This is a genomic window from [Micrococcus luteus] ATCC 49442, assembly GCF_010367585.1.
Taxonomy (GTDB): domain Bacteria; phylum Actinomycetota; class Actinomycetes; order Actinomycetales; family Micrococcaceae; genus Arthrobacter; species Arthrobacter luteus_A.
In genome coordinates this window covers 3,427,640-3,449,696 of sequence record NZ_JAAAXP010000001.1, presented here as the reverse complement: position 1 = coordinate 3,449,696, position 22,057 = coordinate 3,427,640, and the positions used below count along the sequence as shown (strand labels likewise).

The 22,057-nt window shown below is 66.0% G+C and carries 23 protein-coding genes; 15 read left to right on the top strand and 8 right to left on the bottom strand.

Features of this window, described 5'->3' with window-relative positions; all coding sequences use genetic code 11:
• Positions 1 to 39: 39 nt before the first annotated feature.
• Complete coding sequence (locus tag GUV69_RS15760; protein ID WP_164204127.1) at positions 40 to 915, top strand: TIGR04086 family membrane protein; 876 nt, start codon at positions 40 to 42, stop codon at positions 913 to 915.
• On the opposite strand, the gene GUV69_RS15755 is transcribed toward GUV69_RS15760, so the two are convergent.
• Complete coding sequence (locus GUV69_RS15755) at positions 912 to 1,313, bottom strand: YchJ family protein (RefSeq protein ID WP_223883812.1); 402 nt, start codon at positions 1,311 to 1,313, stop codon at positions 912 to 914. The genes GUV69_RS15760 and GUV69_RS15755 overlap by 4 nt on opposite strands.
• Positions 1,314 to 1,544: 231 nt before the next feature.
• On the opposite strand from GUV69_RS15755, the gene GUV69_RS15750 reads away from it, so the two are divergent.
• The 5 genes from GUV69_RS15750 (at position 1,545) to GUV69_RS15730 (ending at position 6,895) form a co-directional block, all read left to right on the top strand.
• A complete protein-coding gene (locus GUV69_RS15750) occupies positions 1,545 to 2,447 on the top strand; it encodes a hypothetical protein (protein ID WP_164204123.1) in 903 nt (300 codons plus the stop codon).
• Between the two features lie 192 nt (positions 2,448 to 2,639).
• The gene (locus GUV69_RS15745) at positions 2,640 to 3,704 is read left to right on the top strand and encodes an aldo/keto reductase (RefSeq protein ID WP_164204121.1); all 1,065 of its coding nucleotides are present in this window, start codon (positions 2,640 to 2,642) and stop codon (positions 3,702 to 3,704) included.
• Positions 3,705 to 3,797: 93 nt separating this feature from the next.
• On the top strand, positions 3,798 to 4,802 hold the full coding sequence (locus GUV69_RS15740) for an aldo/keto reductase family protein (RefSeq protein WP_164204119.1): 1,005 nt from the start codon (positions 3,798 to 3,800) through the stop codon (positions 4,800 to 4,802).
• Between the two features lie 9 nt (positions 4,803 to 4,811).
• Positions 4,812 to 5,672, top strand: a complete 861-nt coding sequence (locus GUV69_RS15735) for an SDR family oxidoreductase (protein WP_164204117.1) — start codon at positions 4,812 to 4,814, stop codon at positions 5,670 to 5,672.
• A gap of 116 nt (positions 5,673 to 5,788) precedes the next feature.
• Positions 5,789 to 6,895 (top strand): sulfite oxidase, encoded by a 1,107-nt coding sequence (locus tag GUV69_RS15730; RefSeq protein WP_164204115.1) that lies wholly within the window; start codon positions 5,789 to 5,791, stop codon positions 6,893 to 6,895.
• Between the two features lie 24 nt (positions 6,896 to 6,919).
• On the opposite strand, the gene GUV69_RS15725 is transcribed toward GUV69_RS15730, so the two are convergent.
• From GUV69_RS15725 to GUV69_RS15710, 4 genes are all read right to left on the bottom strand, one after another.
• Entirely contained in the window at positions 6,920 to 7,441 is a 522-nt protein-coding gene (locus tag GUV69_RS15725) for an RpiB/LacA/LacB family sugar-phosphate isomerase (RefSeq protein ID WP_167525097.1), read from the bottom strand.
• Entirely contained in the window at positions 7,438 to 9,207 is a 1,770-nt protein-coding gene (locus tag GUV69_RS15720) for a dihydroxyacetone kinase family protein (protein WP_164204113.1), read from the bottom strand. The genes GUV69_RS15725 and GUV69_RS15720 overlap by 4 nt, the downstream gene beginning before the upstream one ends.
• Positions 9,208 to 9,248: 41 nt before the next feature.
• Positions 9,249 to 10,022: an SDR family NAD(P)-dependent oxidoreductase gene (locus tag GUV69_RS15715; protein WP_164204111.1), complete on the bottom strand. Its 774-nt coding sequence runs from the start codon at positions 10,020 to 10,022 to the stop codon at positions 9,249 to 9,251.
• Between the two features lie 153 nt (positions 10,023 to 10,175).
• Positions 10,176 to 11,000, bottom strand: coding sequence for a sugar phosphate isomerase/epimerase family protein (locus GUV69_RS15710; protein WP_164204109.1), 825 nt, complete (start codon positions 10,998 to 11,000; stop codon positions 10,176 to 10,178).
• Positions 11,001 to 11,186: 186 nt separating this feature from the next.
• On the opposite strand from GUV69_RS15710, the gene GUV69_RS15705 reads away from it, so the two are divergent.
• The 5 genes from GUV69_RS15705 (at position 11,187) to GUV69_RS15685 (ending at position 15,650) form a co-directional block, all read left to right on the top strand.
• Positions 11,187 to 12,524, top strand: a complete 1,338-nt coding sequence (locus tag GUV69_RS15705; RefSeq protein WP_164204107.1) for an MFS transporter — start codon at positions 11,187 to 11,189, stop codon at positions 12,522 to 12,524.
• Positions 12,525 to 12,574: 50 nt separating this feature from the next.
• Positions 12,575 to 13,441, top strand: coding sequence for a transketolase (locus GUV69_RS15700; protein ID WP_164206629.1), 867 nt, complete (start codon positions 12,575 to 12,577; stop codon positions 13,439 to 13,441).
• Entirely contained in the window at positions 13,438 to 14,436 is a 999-nt protein-coding gene (locus GUV69_RS15695; RefSeq protein WP_164204105.1) for a transketolase family protein, read from the top strand. The genes GUV69_RS15700 and GUV69_RS15695 overlap by 4 nt, the downstream gene beginning before the upstream one ends.
• A 119-nt stretch (positions 14,437 to 14,555) precedes the next feature.
• A complete protein-coding gene (locus GUV69_RS15690) occupies positions 14,556 to 15,215 on the top strand; it encodes a GntR family transcriptional regulator (RefSeq protein ID WP_164204103.1) in 660 nt (219 codons plus the stop codon).
• Between the two features lie 54 nt (positions 15,216 to 15,269).
• Entirely contained in the window at positions 15,270 to 15,650 is a 381-nt protein-coding gene (locus GUV69_RS15685) for an RNA-binding S4 domain-containing protein (RefSeq protein WP_164204101.1), read from the top strand.
• Between the two features lie 7 nt (positions 15,651 to 15,657).
• Here GUV69_RS15685 and GUV69_RS15680 read toward each other — a convergent pair whose 3' ends face one another.
• On the bottom strand, positions 15,658 to 16,158 hold the full coding sequence (locus GUV69_RS15680; protein WP_164204099.1) for a hypothetical protein: 501 nt from the start codon (positions 16,156 to 16,158) through the stop codon (positions 15,658 to 15,660).
• A 126-nt stretch (positions 16,159 to 16,284) separates the two neighbouring features.
• Here GUV69_RS15680 and GUV69_RS15675 point away from each other — a divergent pair, with 126 nt between their 5' ends.
• A complete protein-coding gene (locus GUV69_RS15675; RefSeq protein WP_164204097.1) occupies positions 16,285 to 16,902 on the top strand; it encodes a uracil-DNA glycosylase in 618 nt (205 codons plus the stop codon).
• 68 nt (positions 16,903 to 16,970) lie between these two features.
• Complete coding sequence (locus tag GUV69_RS15670) at positions 16,971 to 17,903, top strand: hypothetical protein (RefSeq protein ID WP_164204095.1); 933 nt, start codon at positions 16,971 to 16,973, stop codon at positions 17,901 to 17,903.
• A gap of 14 nt (positions 17,904 to 17,917) precedes the next feature.
• Here the strand turns inward: GUV69_RS15670 and GUV69_RS15665 are convergent, their stop codons facing one another.
• Positions 17,918 to 19,171 carry a type II toxin-antitoxin system HipA family toxin gene (locus GUV69_RS15665; protein WP_164204093.1) on the bottom strand — a complete coding sequence of 418 codons (1,254 nt, stop codon included), beginning with the start codon at positions 19,169 to 19,171 and terminating at the stop codon, positions 17,918 to 17,920.
• Positions 19,168 to 19,446, bottom strand: a complete 279-nt coding sequence (locus tag GUV69_RS15660) for a helix-turn-helix transcriptional regulator (RefSeq protein WP_164204091.1) — start codon at positions 19,444 to 19,446, stop codon at positions 19,168 to 19,170. Before GUV69_RS15660 ends, GUV69_RS15665 begins: the two co-directional genes overlap by 4 nt.
• 256 nt (positions 19,447 to 19,702) lie before the next feature.
• Between GUV69_RS15660 and GUV69_RS15655 the strand changes: the two genes are divergently transcribed.
• Positions 19,703 to 20,788: a thermonuclease family protein gene (locus GUV69_RS15655; RefSeq protein WP_164204089.1), complete on the top strand. Its 1,086-nt coding sequence runs from the start codon at positions 19,703 to 19,705 to the stop codon at positions 20,786 to 20,788.
• Between the two features lie 199 nt (positions 20,789 to 20,987).
• Entirely contained in the window at positions 20,988 to 22,025 is a 1,038-nt protein-coding gene (locus GUV69_RS15650; RefSeq protein ID WP_164204087.1) for a hypothetical protein, read from the top strand.
• Positions 22,026 to 22,057: the final 32 nt, after the last annotated feature.

Genomic DNA, 22,057 nt, shown 5'->3' with positions numbered 1-22,057 from the left:
ATCCTTGTTATCGCCGGGCAGCAGTGGTTGAGTTGACCTATGAGCAACCACATGGAACCAGGGGACGGTCTTCCGCGGCGCGCCCGCAATGACAATCTGCGGAGCGAAACTGCCCGTGATGCGTCCTTCGCAGGTGGTGAGCCAACGCGTGCTCTCGATCAGACCAACCCGCCCAGGGTTGAGCAGTCCACCGTGGAGCAGCCGTACGCGGCGCGGGCCACCGGGGATCAGGAGCCAAGCGCGGAGCGGTCCTACCGGGCTGAGCCGTACGCCGCCGAACCGGCAGGGGCCACACCGGTAATCGACCCCCGGCTGACCGACCCGCGCCTGACCGACCGCCAGACCGCCGTCGCCCGCGAGAAGGAACAGTTCGGCGGCGTCAAGGTTGGCTCTGCCTTCTTTGGCTGGCTGGCCGCCACCGGCATGGCTGTCCTGCTGACGGCCTTCGTGGCCGCGGCGGGCACTGCGGTGGGGCTGGCCAACAACACGGATGTCAATGAGGCCGTCAACCAGATGGCCACCAACGGCACCGTGGGCGTGGCGGGCATCGTCATCCTGCTGGTGATCCTCTTCGTCTCCTACTATTCAGGCGGCTACGTGGCCGGCCGGATGGCCCGGTTCAACGGTGCCAAGCAGGGCATGATGGTGTGGGTCTGGGCCCTGATCGCCGCTGTTGTGGTGGCGCTGCTGGGCCTTCTTGCCGGGCAGCAGTTCAACGTCCTGGCCAACCTCAACAGCTTTCCGCGGATCCCCGTCAACGAGGGCGAACTGACAGTAACCAGCATCATCGCCGCAGTAGTGGTGGCCGCGGTTGCCCTCGTGGGGGCGGTGCTCGGCGGCCTGGCGGGCATGCACTTCCACCGCAAGGTGGACAAAGCCGGGTTCACCCCGGACGAAACGTACAGCGAGGCCTAGGCGGGCAGAACGGCGTCCACGTAGTACCAGCGCCGGTTTTCGCGCACAAAACGGCTGGTTTCGTGGTGGACGCCGCGTTCGGCGTCGTGCCGGAAATGCGCCTTGAACTCCACCGTGCCTTCCGTATCCAGCGGTCCGCCGCGGTGCGTGGCGAGAATATCCAGCCGGCGCCATTCCATGGCCGGGTCCAGTTCCAGGTCCGCCGGCACCGTGTCCGGATGCCATGTTTTCCTGAGGTAACCGGCGTCCAGCAGGACAAACGCGCTGTAGCGGGAGCGCATGAGCTGTTCTGCCGTGGCGGCGTCTGCACCGCCGCTGTGAAAGCGTCCGCAGCAGTCCGTGTATGCCTCGCCGGAAAGGCAAAAGCAGTTGCCGGCCGTGCCTGGGTTCTCGGGCAATGGTGCTCCTTCGGCAGTGGTCCGGGCCGCATCGCGGCGGCGTGGTGGTCTCTTCCGACTATAGGCCGAAGGGCCCTTCGTCATATCCGGTAACAGCTTTGAAACAACCTCTGAATCACCCTGCAGGCGGCGGCGCGGCCAAAAATTAGTCCGTAAGGTAGTAGGGGGTTTTGGTGCCCGTGGTGATGAGTGCCGGGACGGACTCCGCCGGTGGCAGATTGGAGAGATGACGTGGGAGATTCAACGACGATCGCTCTCAACCTGACGTTTTTCGGCACACTGGGGCTGGCGTTCCTGATGTTCCTGGGCCTGTTCCTGCTGGTGGTGGCCACTTTGGTCCTGGCCGGTGTCGGGCGCCTGATGGTCCTGACCGTCCTGGCCCTGTTTGGCCGCCTCCCCAAGCACGAATCCCTCCCGCTGGTCCGCCTTACCGGAGAACAGGGCACGCCGTCACACGACGACGACGCTGCCCCCTCCTCCGCCAAACCGCCGCGCGCCGGGGTGCTCCGCGCCCGCGCCCTCCGCGCAAAAGCCGCTGCCCTCCGGGCCAAAGCTGCTGCCCTCCGGGCTAGGACCCGCGCGGCCCTGTCCAAAGCCCGTGCCCGGTGCAGGGCAGCATTCTCGATGGCGGCTGCCTGGTGCAGTGCCATGACCGCCGCGCTCCTTGCGCCCCGGGACTGGCGTCAGGCTGCGCGGAACGGCCGCGACCTCCTGAAACCATCCGAGTTCCGCCCCCGGCTGCGGGAGGCCGTGGAGCATCACCCCCTGCTCACCGCCGCCCGCCGTGAGCAGCCCGTGCTCGCCGAGGACTGGGCGGCCGCCGTCGCCGAAGCCGACGCCCGGGCCATGGCCCGCGCGCGAGCCTCCGCCCCGGAGATCAAAGTGTCTGTCCGCGAGCTTCCCGCCCCGTCCGTCCCCGCGGCAAAGGTGGAGGCCGTGGCACCTTTGGTGGAGTCGGCTCTGCACAGGGACGTTCCCGAGCGCGTCAGTCCTGGACGGGACGGCCGCGGCGCGGCCCGGTCCTTCACGAAGCCACCGGCCGCCGCGCCCATGTCACTGCTGAACACCGGCTCCCTGGTGTCGCTCTCCGGCCATGCGACGGTCCTCAAAGCCAAGCTGCCCGCGGACACCTGAGCCCGGCCGGGCTAAAGGAAACGTTTACAGGGCGAGGAAACGTTCACAAAACGTCACGGCGCCCGGCCGCGTTACGTCCCGCTACGAAAAGCGAACTACTAAGGCGCGAATCGTTTTCCGCTCCATCGAATTTGTGTAGCGTCATGACGATCCACAGCAATCCGCGTGGAAATCAACCGTCAGGAGCCGGGGATGAGCCTCAGCGAACTTCGGGTGTTCGGCCGCTCGGGCACACCCATCAGCCCGCTCACGCTGGGCACCATGAACTTTGGCGAAGGCCCCGGCGGTGCTTCGGGCGGCGGCCTGACTAGCGCGGCTCCTACCGGGGCGGACGAAAGCATCCGCATCATCCAGTCGGCACTGGACGCCGGCATCACCGCCGTGGACACCGCCGACGTCTACTCGCAGGGCGAGTCCGAGCAAGTGGTGGGCCGGGCGCTGCGCGGCCGCCGTGACGACGTCTTCCTGGCCACCAAATTCCACGGGCAGATGAGCCCCAACCCGGCCCACTCCGGCAACTCCCGGCGCTGGATTATGCAGGCCGTTGAAGGCAGCCTCCGCCGCCTGCAGACCGACCGGATCGATCTCTATCAGGCGCACCGGCCGGACTACAACACGGATGTCCTTGAGACCATCACCGCCCTGAACGACCTCATCAGGCAGGGCAAGATCCTCTATTACGGCACGTCCGTGTTCACCCCGGCTCAGCTGGTGGAGGCCCAGTGGCTTGCCACCACAAACCACCTGATCCCGCCCGTGGCCAACCAGGTTCCCTACTCCATGCTGGTCCGCGGCAACGAACGCGACGTCCTTCCCATCGCCCAGCAGTACGGCCTTGGCGTGCTCGCCTACGGTCCGCTGGCCGGGGGCTGGCTGTCCGGCGAGTTTGTCCTGGACCCCGGACAGCCGCCCACCCGCGTTCATTCGCTGCCGGGACGCTACGACATCTCCGGGCCCAGCAGCGAACGGAAGCTCCTGGCCGCGGATTCGCTGGCCCGGCTGGCCGACAAGCTGGAGATCTCCCTGGTGGACCTCTCCATCGGGTTCGCCCTGAACCACCCCGCAGTGAGCAGCGTGATCATCGGCCCGCGCACCGAACCCCATCTCCAGGCCTACCTCAAGGCCGCCGACACCCTGTTGAGTGAGCCCGTGCTGGATGCAATCGACGAACTGGTCCCGCCGGGGACCAACTTCGTGGAACGTGATGCGGGTGCCGTGGTGCCGTCCCTTGAGTACGCGGAGCTCCGCCGCCGCTGACCGCGGTACCTGGCGCACCGTCGTCGTAGGTTCCCCAAGCCGCACCCCGCCAAGCCCTTACCCTGAGCAACCAACTCCGTTAGCGTGGAAACCATGGAATTCAGATACCTCGGAAACAGCGGCTTCAAAGTCTCGGAAATCACGTTCGGCAACTGGCTGACCCACGGCTCCCAAGTGGAGAACGACGTCGCCACCCAGTGCGTCCGGGCAGCGCTCGACGCCGGCATCAGCACCTTTGACACGGCGGACGTTTACGCCAACACGGCCGCGGAGACCGTCCTCGGCGAGGCGCTGAAGGGCGAGCGCCGCGAATCACTGGAGATCTTCACCAAGGTCTTCGGCCCCACCGGCCCCAAAGGCAAGAACGATCTGGGCCTGTCCCGCAAGCACATCATGGAGTCCATCAACGGCTCGCTGCGCCGGCTCCAGACTGACTATGTGGACCTCTACCAGGCCCACCGCTACGACTTTGAAACACCGCTGGAAGAGACCATGCAGGCGTTCGCGGACATCGTCCGGCAGGGCAAGGCCCTGTACATCGGTGTCAGCGAATGGACGGCTGAGCAGCTCCGCGAAGGCCATGCCCTGTCCAGGGAACTGGGCTTCCAGCTGATCTCCAACCAGCCGCAGTACTCCATGCTGTGGCGGGTCATCGAAGCTGAGGTTGTGCCGGCATCGGAAGAGCTGGGCGTCTCGCAGATCGTCTGGTCCCCCATGGCGCAGGGGGTCCTGAGTGGAAAGTACCTGCCCGGCCAGCCTGCGCCTGAAGGCAGCCGCGCCACCGATGACAAGGGCGGCGCCAAAATGATCGAACGCTGGATGCGCGATGACGTCCTCACCGGCGTCCAGGCCCTCAAGCCCATCGCCGAGGAGGCCGGGCTCTCGATGCCGCAGCTTGCGGTGGCCTGGGTCCTGCAGAACCCGAACGTGGCCTCTGCCATCGTGGGCGCCTCCCGCCCGGAGCAGATCGCCGACAGTGTCGCTGCGGCAGGGGTGACCCTCGAGCCCGAGGTGCTGAAGAAGATCGACGACGCCATCGGCTCGCTCGCGGAGCGCGATCCGGCGAAGACCACGTCCCCCGCTACCCGCGAAAGGTAAGGGGATCCCTTGACGCCTGTTCCGGCCCTGCCCGATCTGGCGGTCACCGGGTCCACCGGTGCCCTGGGCGGGATGGTGGCCCGGCAACTCGCCGACGCCGGCACCGCCCAGCGCCTGCTGGTCCGCGACGCCGGCCGCGCCCCTGAGCTCGAGGGTGCGGTCCCGCTGGTGTTCAGCTATGCGGACAGCGTCCTGGCCGGCCAGGCCCTGGAGGGAGCCAAGGTCCTGTTTATGGTGTCCGCGGCCGAGGCCGAGGACCGGCTGGAGCAGCACTACAGTTTCATCGATGCCGCGGCCGGCGCCGGAGTGCAGCACGTGGTGTACACGTCGTTCTACGGCGCGGCCCCGGACGCCACATTCACCCTGGCAAGGGACCACTACGCCACCGAGGCGAGGATCCGGGCATCCGGGATGGACTTCACGTTCCTCCGGGACAACTTCTACCTGGACTTCCTGCCGCTCCTGGCCGGGGAGGACGGCGTGATCCGCGGGCCGGCCGGGGACGGCTTGGTCTCGGCAGTCTCCCGCGAGGACGTCGCCCGGTCAGCGGTATCCATTCTGCGGGATCCTGCGCTCCATGTGGGGACCACCTACAACCTGACCGGGCCCGAGGAGATTTCGCTGGGCACCGCGGCGGAAGTCCTCACGGCCCACACCGGGCGGACGGTCACGTATCACCCGGAAACCGTTGAGGAAGCGTACGCCTCCCGCGCTTCCTACGGGGCACCGCCCTGGCAGGTGGACGCGTGGGTGAGCACGTACACGGCCATTGCCGCCGGCGAGCTTGCCGGACTGTCACCGGACGTTCGCGCGCTCACCGGCCGGGACCCGCTGAGCCTGGCGGAGTTCCTCGCGCAGCCGCAGCTGTAGCCGGCGGACGCTTCTGCCGGAGGCGGAAAGCAAGACGCCGTTGACCCGGCGGGCGGCCGGGCGTAAACCTGTGAAGAGGGGGAACGCCTGGCCGCACCGAGCAGAATCGCACCGCCATGAAGCAGATCTACAAGCACCGGCTGTCCGACCGCCTCACCCTGCATCCCGGCGAGCCCACCACGGGCCCCCTGACTGCGGAGGAACTGCAACTGGCGGCACGAAACCATTCGATGCCGCTCGAAGCCCTCCGCCATAACCTCACTCCCCCGGGCCTGCACTATGTGCTCACGCACTTCGACATCCCGGACACCGCGGCGGCGGGCTGGCACCTGCAGATCAAGGGCGCCGTAAAGCAATGCCTGGAGCTGAGCCTCGCAGCGTTGAAACGGGATCCTGCCATTACTGTGCCTGTCACCCTTGAGTGCGCGGGCAACGGCCGCTCACTGCTCAAGCCCAGGCCGCTCAGCCAGCCCTGGGTCCTCGAAGCGGTGGGGACGGCCGAATGGACCGGCGTGCCGCTGGCCTACCTGCTCGCGAAGGCAGGGGTCCTGCCGGGTGCGGTGGAGGTGGTGTTCACCGGAGCCGACGCCGGCATCCAGGGCGGCGTCCCGCAACAGTACGCGCGCAGCCTCCCGATCCGCGAGGCGATGCGTCCCGACGTCGTGCTTGCCTACAGGATGAACGGCAGCGACCTTCCGCCGCAGCACGGCTATCCGCTGCGGCTGGTGGTCCCTGGCTGGTACGGCATGGCCAGTGTTAAATGGCTGCAGTCGATCGACGTGGTGACTGTCCCGTTCGGGGGTTACCAGCAGGCAGTCGCGTACCGGTACCAGGAGACCGCGCACGACGCCGGTGTGCCGGTTTCGCGGATCCGGATCCGTTCGCTGATGGTCCCCCCGGGCATCCCGGACTTCTTCGAACGCAAGCGCGTCCTGCCGCACGGGCCCGTGATGCTGCAGGGCAGGGCCTGGTCCGGACAGGGTGCGGTGACCGGAGTTGAGGTGGGGATTGACGGGCAGTGGATTCCGGCGCACCTGGAGAAGCCGGCCGGGCCGTTTGCCTGGTGTAAATGGACACTGCCGTGGGTGGCGGATCCAGGCCAACACGAACTCGCCTGCCGGGCTACCGACAGCACCGGCGCCAGCCAGCCCCTGGCGCAGAACTGGAATTACCAGGGGATGGGCAACAACATGGTTCAGCGGGTGAGGGTCACGGTGGAATAACCTCCGCTCCGGAGTCCAGCCGCGTCAGCAGCCTTCGAAGTCGGTGAGGACTTTGACCTTGTCCGCCGAGGCCGATGCGGGATCAAAGGTGTAGCCGATCCATTCCTTCGCCAGCCTGCTGGCCAGTTCCACACCGACCACCCGCTGCCCCATGGTGAGCACCTGGCAGTCGTTGGACAGGACCGAGCGCTCCACGGAGAAGGAGTCATGGGCCGTGGTGGCGCGGATTCCGTCCACCTTGTTGGCAGCGATGGCCACCCCGATACCCGTGCCGCAGAACAGGATGGCCCGGTCCGCCTTACCGTCACGGATCATCTCGCCCGCGGCGATGCCCACATAGGGGTAGGGCCTGACGAAGTCCGCCGGGGCGTCGGTCCGGTTGACCCCGATGTCGATGATTTCGCTGATCCTTGGATCGGCCTGCAGGTCGGCCAGGATGCGGTTTTTGTAGTCGACGCCGGCTTCGTCGGCGCCCAGGACCAGACGCAGCCCGGCCTTCCCTGCCGCGGGGGGTGCTGCCGTTGTGCGTGCTGCTGTGGTGGTCATGAGAGTGCTCCTGCCGGCTGGCTGTTGGTGGTTGCGGCGGCGGGCTGCCCGGACGCGGCCAGGAACGGTCCCATCACGGTGAAGATCATCGCCAGGGAGGTAGCCCCGGGATCCGGTGTGCCCACGCTCTTTTCCGCGAGCGGCCGCGCCCGCCCCTTCAGGGGGCGCAGCGATGCTGTGGCCCCGGCCGCCGCTGTTGCTTCAAGGGCCGCTGCGTCCCACGCCCGGCCCGGCTCCGCGCCTTCGGTTGCCAGGCGGGTGAGGGTTTGTGTGAACGGCACCAGGGCATCCACCATGGTTTTGTCGCCGGGCTCTGCCTTGCCGAGACCGGTGATCCTGTCTGAAAAGGCACGCACGCCGGCTGCCAGTTCGTCGGCGTCAGGGCTCTGCAGGTCCCCCAGCGACTCCCCGAACGCCCGCAATCCCGCGCCCCAGAGGACGCCGGAGGTGCCGCCGGCCTTGTCCGCCCACGCGTCACCCGCGGCGATCAGGACCGAACCGGCCCCGGCGCCTTGCCCGGCCGCGGCTGACGCGGCGGAGGTCGCGGCGTCGATCCCGCGGACCATTCCGCGGCCGTGGTCGCCGTCGCCGGCGATGGCGTCCATGTCCCCTAGCCGCGTTTCGGCGCCGTGCAGGCAGTCACGGGCGGCGTCCAGCGCCGAAACGCAACGGACGGCGTACTCACGCGAATCCTGCGTGGCCTCGAAGGCGGCCGGTTCGCCGGCGTCGTCGGACGTTTCCTCACCGGACGCATCACCGGACTGAATGGCGGCATTTCCCCGGCGGTACGCGGGTGTCTCGGCCGGTGCGGTCCAGAGCGGCTCCAGTTCGTCATCCAGCCACGTGATGGTGAGGGACACACCGGACATGTCCAGGCTGGTGACCAGCTCGCCCACCTCGGGCATGACCAGCGTGTAGCCGGCCTCCCGGAGCAGCGGAGCCACCGTCAGCCAAAGGACAAAAAGTTCCTCATGCTTGGTGGAGCCAAGTCCGTTGAGGATGACGGCCAGCCGGTCACCGGCGCCTTCCGGCGTTTCCGCCAGCAGCCGGGTGACGAACTCCTGGCCTAGTTCCTTGGCGGACGGCAGGTCGGTGTCGAACAGGCCCGGCTCGCCGTGGATTCCCAGTCCGAGACCCATCTGCTTGTCCTTGAGCGCGAACAGCGGTGCGTCCGCGCCGGGGAAGGTGCAGCCGTGGAAGGCGCTGCCGATGGTGCGGGTCAGGCTGTTGGCCTTCCGGCCCAGCCGGACAACGTCCGCCAGGTCCGCGCCGGCTTCGGCTGCGGCTCCCATGATTTTGAAGACCGTGAAGTCACCTGCGATGCCGCGGCGCTTTTCTGATTCCGACGGCGGTGCGCTGGCGATGTCGTCCGTGACCAGGACATTTTCAACCCGGATTCCGTCGGCGGCGAGGCGTTCGCTGGCCATGCCGAAGTTCATCACGTCGCCGGCGTAGTTGCCGTAGGTGAACACGACGCCGGCGCCCGACTCCGCGGCCTTGGCCACGGCGTAGGCCTGCTGGGCGGAAGGCGAGGTGAAGATGTTGCCCACCACGGCGCCGTCGGCCAGTCCGGGCCCGATCAGCCCGGCGAACGCGGGATAGTGCCCGGACCCGCCACCGGCGAGGACCGCCACTTTTGCCTTGGCCGGACGGTGGCGCCGCACTGCGCCGCCGGGGACCTGGCGGACAAGGCCGGAGTGGATGTCGCAGAACCCGGCAAGGGCTTCTTCCGCGAACTCGGAGGGATCGTTGAAAATCTTGGTCATGGTGGGCTCTCTGACGTGGACTTGGTCTTCGGGGCGGGCTGCTAGTGGATGTGGCTTCCGCCGTTGATGTCGATGGTGGTGCCGGTGAGGTACGCGGATTCCTCGGAGGACAGGAAGGTGATAACGGCGGCCACTTCCTCGGTGGTGGCGTTGCGGCCCAGGGGGATGCCGGCATTGATGGCGGCTTCCTGTTCCTCGGTGCTGCCCACGCGGATGTTGGTGTCCACGGCGCCGGGGGTGATGGCGTTGACCGTGACGCCTGCGGTGCCGAGTTCGCGGGCCAGGGCCTTGGTGAAGCCGAGGATGGCGGCCTTCGCGGCGGAGTAGGGGACCTTGCCGAAGACTCCGCCGCCACGCTGGGCGGAGACGGAGGACATGTTCACGATCCGGCCCCAGCCGTTCTCGATCATGTCCGGCAGGAACGCCTTGGTGACCAGGTAGGTGCCGGTGGCATTGACGTCCATCACCTTGTGCCAGAGCTCAAGCGTGGTCTCGAGGAACGGGACCGGCGAGGTGATGCCGGCGATGTTGGCAAGGGCGCCCACCGGGGGAAGGATGCCGGCGTCGATTTCCTTCTTGACGGCAGCGTAGGCGGCGTTGACGGAGCCCTCGTTGGCCACGTCGATCTCGTGGCCGAATGCCGGCACGTTGAATTCATTGCCGATTTCGGCGGCGACCTTGGCGGACTTCTCGCCGTCGAGGTCCAGGATCACCACACCCCAGCCCTGGCTGGCGTAGCGGCGGGCGGTGGTGATGCCGATGCCCCGCTCGGAGGTGGCTCCGGTGAGGACGGCGGTGCGCTGGATGGTGGTCATGATGCTCCTTGGGTTGCGTGGGTGGTGTGTGTTTGGAATCGGTTGCTCCACAAGCGCCGTTTTGAGTGCTCAAAACGGCGGGGTGGGCCCCTGCCGGCGAGGGACCCGGCCTGAGCTTGCGAAGGCCGGGAGCCGGTAGGGACAATCGATGGGTCAGATGAGGTCGGTGATGAAGCTTGCCGCTTTGGCTGCGGCGGCGGGGCGTTCGTCGTGGGTGACGTCCCGGGTTTCGAGTTCGAGCGAGAAGTGGCCCGCATAGCCTTGGACGGCGAGGGCGCGGAGCCCGGCGGCGAAGTCCGCCTGCCCGTTGCCGATGCTGAGGTTGATGTTTCCCGGCACGGCATCCCGCAGGTGGACGTGGGAGATCCGGCCCTGGTGGCGTTTGAGGTACTGCAGCGGGTCTTCGCCGGCGGCAACAATGTGGCTGAAGTCCATCACAATGCCGACGCCGGTACCCGCGAGCCGCCGTGCCAGCAGTTCCGCGCGCTCAAGGTTCCAGCAAAAACGGAGGAAGTGCAGGGATTCGGTCCACAGTTCGACGCCGAACTCCGCCGCACGCTGTCCGGCGTGGGTCAGCTGGGCGGCGATGAGGTCCAGGTCCTCGTCGAGACTCCGCACCGGGTTGTGGTTTAGTGCGCCGCACGGGAGGACCAGCGCTTTGGCACCCGTGTTGCGGGTGAGGGTAAGCAGCGCCTCGAGGTGCCGTTCGCGCGCTTCGCTTGCGCCGGCGTCGAGCACTGCATTCAGGTCGCCGATGTCCCCGTTGACTGAACGGACCCGTAGGCCGGAAGCGGCCACCTCCGCTGTCACCGCGGTAACCGCGGCTGCGTCAAGGTTGTACGGCACGTGGTCGCACACACCCGGGAGGGCCCCGAGATCGATTTCTTCGAAGCCCAGGCCGCTGATGGTCCGCAGGGCGGCCGGCAGGTCCTGATGCCTGAAGCTGATGGACGAGCAGCCGAGTCGGGAGTTGAACATCGTCGTTGATCCTCTGGATGAGCGGGTGGTGATGTGAATCACTGTAGGTCATTTTATTGTTGACAGTCAACCTCAAACATTGACTGTTGACATTGCAGCATGATGCGGGTCACACTGGGGCATATCATTTGTTAACAGTCGACAGCGGCGCGGAAGCGTTGGCGGCTTTTCGAAAGGGAAACAGCAATGAGCAATGAAGCTCTGAAGATGCGCGGCCACGTGCATGGCACCAAGGACGCCAAGCGCGTCGCTATTGGTTCCGGTGTTGGCGCCGTTATTGAGACATATGACTTCATCGGCTTCGGTACGGCCGCTGCCCTGTACTTCGGTACGGCATTCTTCCCCACCGGCGATCCAGTCACGGGAACCCTTGCCGCCTTCGCCACCCTCGGCGTCGGCTTCGCTGCCCGCCCCATCGGCGGCATCATCGGCGGTCACCTCGGCGACAAGGTGGGCCGCAAGCCCGTCCTGGTAGCCTCCCTGATCCTCATGGGTGTGGCCACCTTCCTCATCGGCCTCCTGCCCACCTACGAGCAGGTTGGCCTGCTGGCTCCGGCCCTGCTGGTCTTCGTCCGAGTGGTCCAGGGCCTGGCCTTCGGCGCTGAATGGGGCGGCGCCATCCTGATGAGCTACGAGCACGCACCCTGGAAGTCCAAGGGCAAGTACACCGGCATCGTCCAGGCCGGCTTCCCGGTCGGCCTTCTCCTGGCGAACCTCGTCTTCCTGGTCAGCGTGAACCTCGGCGGCGAACTCGCCTGGCGCGTCCCGTTCCTGGCCAGCATCGTGCTGGTGGCAGTTGGCCTGATCATCCGCTCGAAGGTCCCCGAGTCCCCCGTATTCGATGAGGTCAAGGACAGCGGCTCGATCGTCAAGAACCCCATCATCGAGGTCATCAAGACCGACTGGCGCAACATCGTCCGCGGCATCGGCCTGCGCATCGCCGAGACGGCCGGCTACGCCGTCTCCATCACGTACATGATTTCCTACCTTCACACCCAGCAGCTCGCTGACAAGACCCAGACCCTTGTGGCCCTCTGCATCGCGTCCTTCATCGGTATTTTCGCCACCATGGCGTGGGCACGGCTCACGGACAGGATCGGGCGCCGGCCGCTGTACATCTGGTCCACCGCCTTCGCCCTGCTCTTCGGCATCCCGATGTTCCTGCTGGTGAACACCGGCATGTTCATCTTCGTCATCGCCACCATCGTCATCTCCTACGCCGTCTGCCAGAACTCCCTGGCCGGCGCCCAGGGCCCGTGGTTCCCCGAACTGTTCCAGGCCAAGACCCGCTCCTCCGGTGCCTCGCTGGCCTACCAGATCTCCGCCATGGTCTCCGGCTTCACCCCCTTCATCACCACCCTGCTGTTCGTGGCCCTCGGCTGGATGGGCCCGGCCCTGCTCTTCAGCCTCTACGCAGCGATCGGCCTCTGGGCCGCCCTCGTCACCCGGGAAACCTGGGGCAAGCGCGAACGCCAGCTGGCAGATGAGGCCACCAAAAGCACCCCCCAGTCGGTGAACGTCTGATGACTGCCACGCACGAACTGCACACGCCCGAACTCCCGCAGAAGGAACGAATGCCCCAGGAAACTGCTTCAGAACGCCTCGAACGCGTCAGCGCCGCGGCGTACCGGATCCGCCACCACGCCCTGAACATGGGCGAGGTCCAGGGCCAGGGCTACGTGGGCCAGGCCCTCGGCGCCGCGGACATGCTCGCCGTGGTTTACGCGGACCAGCTCCGCTACCGCGCCGAGGACCCAGAATGGGAGGCCCGGGACCGGTTCCTGCTCTCCACCGGCCACTACGCAATCGGCCACTACGCAGCCCTCGCCGAAGCCGGCATCGTCCCCGTCTCCGAACTGGAAACCTACGGATCAGACGATTCCCGCCTGCCGATGTCCGGGATGTCCACCTACACCCCCGGCATGGAAATCTCCGGCGGCTCCCTGGGCCACGGCCTCACCATCGCCGTGGGCATGGCCCTGGGCTTGCGCTACCAGAACTCCGACGCGAGGATCTACAACTTCCTCTCGGACGGCGAACTCGACGAAGGCTCCACCTGGGAAGCAGCCATGGGCGCCCACCACCACCAGCTCGGCAACCTCACCGCCATGGTGGACATCAACGCCCTCCAGGCCGACGGCAAAACCGACACCGTACTCCGCACCGAACCCGTCACCGAAAAGTGGGAATCCTTCGGCTGGTACACCCAGCGGGTGGACGGAAACGACATCGCCGCGCTGCTCGCAGCGTTCGACAACGCAGCCGCCCAGGCCGCCGCCGTCGGACGTCCTTCCGTAATCCTCTGCGACACCAAGGTAGGACGCGGCGTGACCCTGCTGGAGGAGCGCGAAAAGGCGCACTTCATGCGCATCGAAGAACACGAATGGCAGACCTGCCGCGAACAACTCACCGCAGGATACGAAGGAAAGGCTTCAGCATGAGCACCTCAGCCGTCACCAAGCCGAAGCTGAAGACCTCGGCGATGATCGCCTCCTTCGCGGACCCCGGCCAGAAGACCGCGTCCGCACCGTTCGGCCACGCCCTGGTCAAGGCCGCGCAGGAGAACGACAAGATCGTGGGCCTCACCGCGGACCTGGGCAAATACACGGACATGCACATCTTCGCCCAGGCCTTCCCGGAGCGGTTCTTCCAGATGGGCATGGCCGAACAGCTGCTCTTCGGCGCCGCCGCCGGCCTCGCCGAAACCGGCCTGGTCCCGTTCGCGTCCACCTACTCCGTGTTCGCGGCCCGCCGGGCCTACGACTTCCTCTGCCTCGATTCCGCCGAGCCGAACCTGAACGTGAACATCGTGGGCGGCCTGCCCGGCCTGACCACCGGCTATGGCCCCAGCCACCAGGCCACCGAGGACATGGCGATCTTCCGCGGCATGCCCAACCTGACCATAGTGGACCCCTGCGACTCGATCGACATCGAACAGGCCGTGCCGCAGCTCGCCGCCTCCGCGGGCCCCACCTACCTCCGGCTGCTCCGCGGCAACGTGCCCACCGTCCTGGATGAGTACGGCTACACCTTCGAACTCGGCAGAGCCAAGGTCCTGCGCGGCGGCAACGACGTTGTGTTCATCTCCTCCGGACTGATGACCATGCGCGCCCTGCAGGCGGCCAAGACCCTGGCCGAGCACAACGTGGACGTCGCGGTGGTCCACACGCCGACGATCAAGCCGTTCGACGCCGAGACCGTCCTGGCTGAAATCAACACCGACCGGCTCGCCGTCACCCTGGAAAACCACAGCGTGATCGGCGGCCTCTTCGAAACCGTCGCCTCCGCCGTCGTTACCGCCGGAATCGGCAAACGCGTAGTGCCCGTGGCACTGCCGGACGAATTCCTCGACGCCGGCGCGCTGCCCACCCTGCACGACCGCTACGGACTGACCGTCCAGAAGATCGTGGCGAAGGTACTCGCCGAACTGAAGTAGGACCCATCCAGATCAGAAGCGCGGCGCCGAAACCACCCGGCGTCGCGCTTCTGCCGTACCATCGATTGTTAACAGATCGACTGTAAACAGTCGACCACTGACATTGAGGAAGTATCGCCATGGCCGGAGCTACAGCACCATTGCTTGGACTGCAGAAGAAGAGCCTGCGCGAGCAGGCACTTGCCGCTTTGCGCGCCGCCATCACCAGCGGGGAACTGGAACCGGGCCGGCACCTGGTGGAAACCGAACTGTCCGAAATGCTCCAGATCAGCCGCGGCACCCTTCGGGAAGCGCTGCGCCAGCTGGAACAGGAAGGCCTGCTGTCAGCCGGACCCCGCGGCCGGCTGTCCGTCCGGCACCTGGACGCCAAGGAAATCCGGGACATCTACTCCGTCCGGGCGGCCCTGGAATCCCTGGCGGCACGCACGTTGTGTGAACTCCCGGACCGCCAGCACGTCATCGGCTCGCTGAAGACCGCCATCGAGGCCATGGCCGCAGCCGAGAAATCCAGTATGCAGGACAGGGTTGAGTCCGACCTGGAGTTCCACCGGACCCTGTGCAGGCTCACAGGCAACGAGACACTGCTGCATTCCTGGGAGGCCCTGGAGGGGTCCATCCGGATGTCCATCATGTTCGCGGGCCAGGAGAAGGGCGTGAGGAACATGAGCACTGACCGGCACTACGACATCGTTGCGGCGATCGAGACCGGCGATGCCACGTTGGCCCGGAATACTATCCGCGAACACATGGACACTGCTGCCGCGAACCTGGTGGCGTAGGCGGGCGGGCTTTAGTCGCCGCCCCAACCAAAGCCCGTATACTCGGTGCCAGCCATGACCAGCCTTCCCGCCTCCCCCGCCAGCGTCCGTCTCGACGCGTGGCTGTGGGCGATCCGCGCCTACAAAACCCGTTCCGCAGCCACGGCCGCGTGCCGGGCCGGGCACGTGCGGCTTAACGGCAGCCCTGCGAAGGCATCGGCCACGCTTGTCACCGGCGAGACCGTCACCATTCGCATGTCCGGCTTTGAACGCATCCTCGAAGTCCGCCGCCTGATCGCCAAACGCGTGGGGGCGGAAGCGGCATCGCACTGCTTCACCGACCACACCCCGCCCAGGCCCGTCGCGCCGGCACTGGGTCTCCCGCAGCGGGACCGTGGCGCGGGACGGCCCACCAAAAAGGACCGGCGCGAAATGGAACGGCTCAAAGGTTCCTAGGCCCGGGCTAGTTCTTGGATTTCGCCTGCACAAGGTTCGCGAACGGCAGCTTGCCGTGGTCCGCAACGAAGGCGGCGTGATAGCGGGCCTCGGCCTGACTCACTTCCTCCGCGGGGAGTTCCTTCCACGCGAGGATCAGCTCGTCCGCGTGGGTCAGCTGCCAGATCAGCCGGCTGTCCCAATGGCCCGGTGGCAGGCCGCGCCCGAAGTCCAGGAACTCCTTGATCTGGATGCGGAGCCCGCGGTTGCCTTTGCTGCCTGGCCCCGCTTTGCCGATGTAGAGAATGTCCGCGCCGTCCACCCATTCAGTCCAAATAGCGTCCGCCGGCAGGGTGGGGATCTTCTTTTTGAAGACCCCTGCGGTGCTTCTCTTGAGGAAGTGCGGCTCGAACTCGTTGGGCCGCAGGACGGCGAAAAGGCCGGGGCCCTGGGGAACCCTGATGATCTCCAGGCTGTCGAACGGCCTGAACCCAACAAAGCCGTCAGACTTGAGCGTTTTCCTGTTCATCCTGACGACGTTACCCGGCCCGGCCCGGCGCGGGTGCAGGAATCAGCACCGCGCACCCAAACGTCCAAAAGCGTAGAGTGGGTTAAGACGCCTGATTCTGGACGCCGTGCTGCTGAGGGAGAGATCGTGACGATTGACTGGGACGAAAAAAAGGCCCTGCTACAGGAACCAAACATCGCGGCTGTTACGCAGCTCTGCGATGAACTCATGGAAAAGAAGCCAGGGTCCGTCGTCCCGTACATCGACCCCGTGCATGACGAGGACGAATGCCGGATCGTCAGCCTCCATGTGAGCCCCGGCAAGGGCACTGAATCGGGGTTTGTCTCCCACTTCAACGATGACGAGGCAGCCCGCCGCGCCACCCAGATCTACGAACTCGCGGAACTCGATCCGCGGTACGTCATGCCGTGGAACGCCTACCCGTGGGTCCGCGATCCGGAACTGCCCTCGGCCCTGAACGTCCAGGAAAAAACCGATGGCCTGCGCCCGTTCCGGCAATTCCTGAAAATCAACCGCCGCGTTTCCGCAGTCATTGCGCACGGCACGGACGCGTCCACGTTCCTCACCCTGTTCGAGAAGACCTACCACTCTTCACTGAAGAACAGCGGCATCAAGATCTATAAGGCCAGCGCGCTCGGCGGGCGGGCCTTTGCTGTTTCCGAAGCGAAGCAGGAGGATCTGCTGGCCAAGAGCGTGGAAGTCTACAAGGACGCCATGCAGCGGGCGGGCATCCAGCACCTTTAGTTCCCGGGAACGCACCGCGACGGGACTCCCCTCTGTGGCGCCGCCCGCCGCGGTGCTAGGTTGGGCGAATGGACGTGCTCGGCTGGCTTCTGGACTCCGATCCCGCGATCCGCTGGCAGGTCCTGCGCGACCTTACCGGGGCTCCGGCTGAAGAGATCCTGGCCGAGCGGAGCCGCATTGCCACTCATGGCTGGGGCGCCCGGCTGCTTCAGCTCCAGGGCCCCGACGGACAATGGGACGGCGGTACCTACTGGCCGGCGCAGGACGACGATCCGGACAGCCAGCCTTGGACCGCCACAACCTACAGCCTGCTGCTCCTGCGGGACTTCGGGCTGGACCCCGGCAGCCGGGAGGCCCGGCACGCGATCACCCTGGTGCGGGACAACAGCCGCTGGGAAGAAGGCAACCAGCCGTTCTTCGAGGGCGAAACCGAACCCTGCATCAACGGCATGACCGTGGCACTCGGCGCGTACTTCGGCGAAAACGTTGACTCCGTGGTGGAGAGGCTGTGCCGGGAACAGCTCGACGACGGGGGCTGGAACTGTGAGGCGGAAAGAGGATCCACCCGATCCTCGTTCCACACGACCATCTGTGTCCTGGAGGGCTTCCTGGAACACGAACGTTCCACCGGCGGGAACTCCCGGTCGCGGGACGTACGCCGGGCCGGAGAAGAATTCCTGATGGAACGCAGCTTGCTGCGGCGAAAGTCCTCCGGCGAGCTGATCAGCCCCGACTGGCTGCAGTTCTCCTACCCCACCCGTTGGTTCTACGACGTGCTCCGCGGCCTGGACTACTTCCGCGCCACGGGATGCAGCCCGGACGAACGCCTGCGGGAAGCAGCGGAGGTGGTGCGCTCCAAGCAGCAGCCCGACGGCACCTGGCTGCTGGAGAACACCCACCCGGGCAAGGTCCACTTCGCCGTGGACGACGGCGACGGGCAACCAAGCCGGTGGAATACCCTCCGCGCCCTGCGTGTCCTCAAGTGGCTCGACGGTTTGTGATGGTCCTCCCCCGTTCAGCCCTCCAGCAGCCTCCGGCGGTGTTTCAGTTCCTTGACCCATGCCCTGGTGACCATGTCCGGAAAGGGTGAGCCGCCGTCGTCGTTCCTTCCCTTACCTGGCGCGCTTGGCGCGGCGGCGAAGGCGGTGCCGGCGTCCAGATCGGCGATCAGCGGGCCTGATGCCTTCAGGGCGAGCTCGATCACCTGCGTGGCGGTGCGGTGGGTGAGCCCAAGGTCTTCGGCCCAGGTCAGGAAGTGCCGGCGCGAGATGCCGCTCCGCTTTCCGTTCAACGTCAGCGCCAGGGTTTTGTCGCCGTAGACCACTGTGGAGGGAATGTCGTACACCGGGGCGATGGTCCACTCCCCGTGCGGCAGCTGGACCATGGAGACGTTTTTGGCATGCAGATCCCCGTTGCCGCTTAGCCACGCGAATGCCCCCTGGATGGCGAGGTTGCGGAGCGCGGGGAGCGGTGCAGAACAGTGATCGGCCAGCGCCCGGCACACCGTCCCGTACCCCACGTTGTACTTGTCTGCCGGGTACAGCTTCAGCACTTGGGCGCCGTCCTCCACGGCCAGCCGCTGGACCTCGTTGGCCCCTCCGCCGGGAACGGGGATCCGGTCGAACCGCTCCACCAGCAGACCCGGCCGGCCCGCTACGTCCCGGATCAGCTGCACCGGGCTCACGGGGATGCGCAGTTTGGCCGCATACCGGAACATCACCAGCTCGTTCTCCACCACGTGCGGGAACTCAGGCGCGTTGAGCTTGAGGATGTAGCGCTTGCCGGCCCTGGCCACGGGGAGCGAGATCATGCCGGCGGACAACTTGTCCTGCACACCGGCGAGGGCCACGGGATCGATCAGGTCCGAATCCCCCAGCAGCTGGTCGAAGTCCATGGGCAGCTTTGGGTCCAATTCGACGGCGTGCTCGTCCGGGTCCAGCGGTTCGCCGTGACCCACGATCTGAACGTCACCCACCGGGTTCCCGCCGGCAGCGATGAGCAGGGACAGATCGTCATCGGCGCTGGTCTTGATGGAGCGCCGCAGCGCATTGAGCCGGCGGCCCTCCGGCAGCAGCCCGGTGAAATACGGCGGTGCCGCTCCCGCCGCTGAGAGCACCGGCTCGCTGGTGAGCGGGAGGGAACTGGCGACGGCGGGCCCCCCGGAGGTGAGGTACCCCGGCAGGTAGCTGAACCGGGTGCCGCCGTCGTGCCGTTCCAGCCTCGCGGCCAGAACGCCCGCCTTGTAGATGTCGGCGACGCGGTGCTTCATGGCTGTGCTTCTTTGACGCTGCCTGCGGCAGCCGCGGGGCCGCCGGGAGTGAGCGCTGCCTGGCTGGTTCTGGTGGCGAGCCGGAGTTCGAGACCCAGGGTCTCCAGGACCGCAGTCAGCGAATCCAGCTGCACACTCGGCTTGCCCTGCTCAACGAACCGGACAAAGCGTTCGGAGACTCCGGCCATATCGGCAAGATCCCGCTGGGTGAGGCCCAGCTGCCCGCGCCGCGAGCGGACCTCAGCGGCCAGGAGGCCCGCGAGTTGCTTAGCCATGACTCTCCAATAGGTACGATCGTGCCGTTTCTGTGCTCACCGGGAGTCTACGCCGGTAGCGGATGAAGTAAAAGGGTAACAACGGTACGAACGTACCGCTCAAGCATCGCTTTCACTGACAGCTTGCAACATCTTGAGCAAGTCTTGACGATTCCTTGTCCGGGAGCGTCCAGCATGTTGGAAGGAAACTTTCAGGTTCAACCAAGGTTGCCCGTAGCCTTCCACCCCGACCGCCTGTTTCAGAAAAGAGTTTTGAATGAAGAAACTACTCGTCGCATCAGTCGCCACGGCCGCGCTGGTGGCGGGCTCAGTGGTCGTCGCGTCTGCAGCGAATGCAGATTCCGGAACCGTGGTCCGGGTCATCGATGGTGACACCTTGGTGGTGTCGATAAATAACGGGGACCACACGATTCGGCTGCTCAATATAGACACCCCGGAGACGAAGGACCCCGCCCAGCCTGTCGAGTGCCTCGGCCCGCAAGCCACGGAATACTTGGAGGGCCTGCTGCCAAAAGGCACGCAGGTCAGGCTAGAGTTCGACGCCAAGCGCCACGACAAATACGGCCGGACTCTCGCTGGGGTTTTTGCGCCTGACGGATCACTTGTCAACGCCAACATAGCCCGGGAAGGTCTGGGCATCCCCGTGCAGTTCGACGGCAACATTAAGTTCCTGCCGCCGGTCGAAGCGGCGTACGCGGAGGCCAGGGCGGCGAAGAGCGGACTCTTTTCCGATCAGGTCGACTGCACGATACCTGCCCGGCTTGCGCAGACGACAGAGGCGCTCGAGGCCGCGGCTACAGCCGAGCCCGCAGCCACGTCAGCTAATGCCGGCGCGGCTGCGGCAGCACTAGTCACGCAGCTGGCGGCCGCAAAGGCCCTCAGAGCAGTTATTGCCGCAGGCAAGGACGCCCAGAGGGCAATCTACTGGGCCGGCCTGACCGCCACCGTCACCGCCGCGTACCTTTCGACGCTGGATAGCAAGGTTTCAGCCGCAGAGAAGAAGCGGGACGAAACGGTGACGCTGCAAGGCACCCTCGCCGCAGCGGAGAAGAAGGCCCACGAGGACCGCGTGGCCGCAGAAGCGCAGGCTGCAGCAGAAAAGAAAGCTGCAGAGGAACGTGCGGCGGCTGAAAAGAAGGCGGTGGACGACGCGGCAGCAGCTGAAGCGGCCCGTCAGGCCGAAGCCGAGCGCCTGCGCAGGCTGCCGGCACCCGCACCCTACGTCCCGCCGGCACCGCAACCGTACATTCCGCCCGCTCCCGCCCCTTATGTACCACCGGCCACGAAGTACACGGGCCCGCGCTGCTACGCACCGGGCGGGAAGAGCTGGCGACCCTGTTAGCGATAAAGGGATGGCAGCGGGTCACCAGTGCGTTGGGGGCCCGCTGTTTTCATCAGAGCCGGTGAGGAGCCGAAGGTGCCCACTTAGAATGCCGGCACGCGGCGGGCACCTCAGGGAATGAAAGCTCCTTGAGCTTTGGATGTCTTGTGGAGTGATAGGAAGTAGACACGCACTCATCAAACCCTAGGTGGAATATCTCGTGGAAAACGCGGAGAAGGAATTGGCCAACCGCGGCATTACAATCACGCAGGGCAGGTGGCTAAGCACCGATTTCGCCGGATACAGAGACTCGTCAGCCAGATCAGCCGTGGGGAGCGCGGTCGTTAAGGAGCCGGCCATGTCCGGTAAAGCGATCTGCTTTCTTGCAGCATTCGTGGCTTTTGTCTTCCTGGTCCCCTTTCTTCTTACCCCTCTATTGGGATATGACGACGTCCCCATTCATATGTTGCGCTCCTTCGTGATGCTGATAGCGGCGCTTATGGTCTGGGGCAGGAGCCGGATATTCGTCATCCTCGGCGCCGCGGTATCCGCCCTGTTTGCGGTTGGCTTCCTGGCTTCGTTGTTCGGCGCGGGTGCCAGCGCCGACGGCGTGATTGGGCTCTGCACTCTCGCTGCCGCATTTGCGGTGGCTTTGTTCGGAGCCCCGCTCTTTAGAAGGACTGAGGTTGCGGCTTCCAACAGCCAGTATGTCTACGGGACGCAGCCAACCGAATGGGGCCGCGGTTCCGGTGACTCGAGTCGCAGCGGCATATGGGTGATGGGCCTGCTTTTGAATAGGCTCGTCAGGATTCCCGGCATCTACGTATTCCACGGGTTGAAGTCGCCCGGAGCCAAGAGGATCGGCGTGGAGCACGCGGTAACCCACGGAAACAGTGTCTATTTGATCGACTCATGGATTGACCTGCCCGCGCATTACAGCTGGCACCCGAACAGGAAAGGGCTCGCGGTCTTTTCCAAAGGCGATGACGGTCACCGGCACACCAAAATCGCTGATGCCGCAGACCACTACCGCTCAGCTCTGGGCCCCGGCGTCAACGTTGTCCCCATCATTGCCATCGCCTCCGGAGCAGCGACCATCGGACCCGAGAGATGGTCGCCACGCGGCGTCGGTCTCTTTACGGCTGATGAGATCCTGACGTTTATCGGAGATGGCGCAGTGGGAAGCCTGCCGGCGGCGTTCCAAGACCGCCCTGAGGTTCGCGAAACCATCGCCCCCACAGTCGAAACCTACGGGTGAACAACCGTCCCAGACCGTCCCCGGCCGGTGGC

What these genes read in the sequence shown, in the direction of transcription:
- GUV69_RS15655 (WP_164204089.1), top strand. Translation starts at nt 19,703, where the DNA reads ATGAAGAAACTACTCGTCGCATCAGTCGCCACGGCCGCGCTGGTGGCG.
- GUV69_RS15760 (WP_164204127.1), top strand. Translation starts at nt 40, where the DNA reads ATGAGCAACCACATGGAACCAGGGGACGGTCTTCCGCGGCGCGCCCGC.
- GUV69_RS15695 (WP_164204105.1), top strand. Translation starts at nt 13,438, where the DNA reads ATGAGCACCTCAGCCGTCACCAAGCCGAAGCTGAAGACCTCGGCGATG.
- GUV69_RS15710 (WP_164204109.1), bottom strand. Translation starts at nt 11,000, where the DNA reads ATGTTCAACTCCCGACTCGGCTGCTCGTCCATCAGCTTCAGGCATCAG.
- GUV69_RS15665 (WP_164204093.1), bottom strand. Translation starts at nt 19,171, where the DNA reads ATGAAGCACCGCGTCGCCGACATCTACAAGGCGGGCGTTCTGGCCGCG.
- GUV69_RS15715 (WP_164204111.1), bottom strand. Translation starts at nt 10,022, where the DNA reads ATGACCACCATCCAGCGCACCGCCGTCCTCACCGGAGCCACCTCCGAG.
- GUV69_RS15705 (WP_164204107.1), top strand. Translation starts at nt 11,187, where the DNA reads ATGAGCAATGAAGCTCTGAAGATGCGCGGCCACGTGCATGGCACCAAG.
- GUV69_RS15680 (WP_164204099.1), bottom strand. Translation starts at nt 16,158, where the DNA reads ATGAACAGGAAAACGCTCAAGTCTGACGGCTTTGTTGGGTTCAGGCCG.
- GUV69_RS15745 (WP_164204121.1), top strand. Translation starts at nt 2,640, where the DNA reads ATGAGCCTCAGCGAACTTCGGGTGTTCGGCCGCTCGGGCACACCCATC.
- GUV69_RS15690 (WP_164204103.1), top strand. Translation starts at nt 14,556, where the DNA reads ATGGCCGGAGCTACAGCACCATTGCTTGGACTGCAGAAGAAGAGCCTG.
- GUV69_RS15740 (WP_164204119.1), top strand. Translation starts at nt 3,798, where the DNA reads ATGGAATTCAGATACCTCGGAAACAGCGGCTTCAAAGTCTCGGAAATC.
- GUV69_RS15725 (WP_167525097.1), bottom strand. Translation starts at nt 7,441, where the DNA reads ATGACCACCACAGCAGCACGCACAACGGCAGCACCCCCCGCGGCAGGG.
- GUV69_RS15720 (WP_164204113.1), bottom strand. Translation starts at nt 9,207, where the DNA reads ATGACCAAGATTTTCAACGATCCCTCCGAGTTCGCGGAAGAAGCCCTT.
- GUV69_RS15730 (WP_164204115.1), top strand. Translation starts at nt 5,789, where the DNA reads ATGAAGCAGATCTACAAGCACCGGCTGTCCGACCGCCTCACCCTGCAT.
- GUV69_RS15660 (WP_164204091.1), bottom strand. Translation starts at nt 19,446, where the DNA reads ATGGCTAAGCAACTCGCGGGCCTCCTGGCCGCTGAGGTCCGCTCGCGG.
- GUV69_RS15670 (WP_164204095.1), top strand. Translation starts at nt 16,971, where the DNA reads ATGGACGTGCTCGGCTGGCTTCTGGACTCCGATCCCGCGATCCGCTGG.
- GUV69_RS15685 (WP_164204101.1), top strand. Translation starts at nt 15,270, where the DNA reads ATGACCAGCCTTCCCGCCTCCCCCGCCAGCGTCCGTCTCGACGCGTGG.
- GUV69_RS15700 (WP_164206629.1), top strand. Translation starts at nt 12,575, where the DNA reads ATGCCCCAGGAAACTGCTTCAGAACGCCTCGAACGCGTCAGCGCCGCG.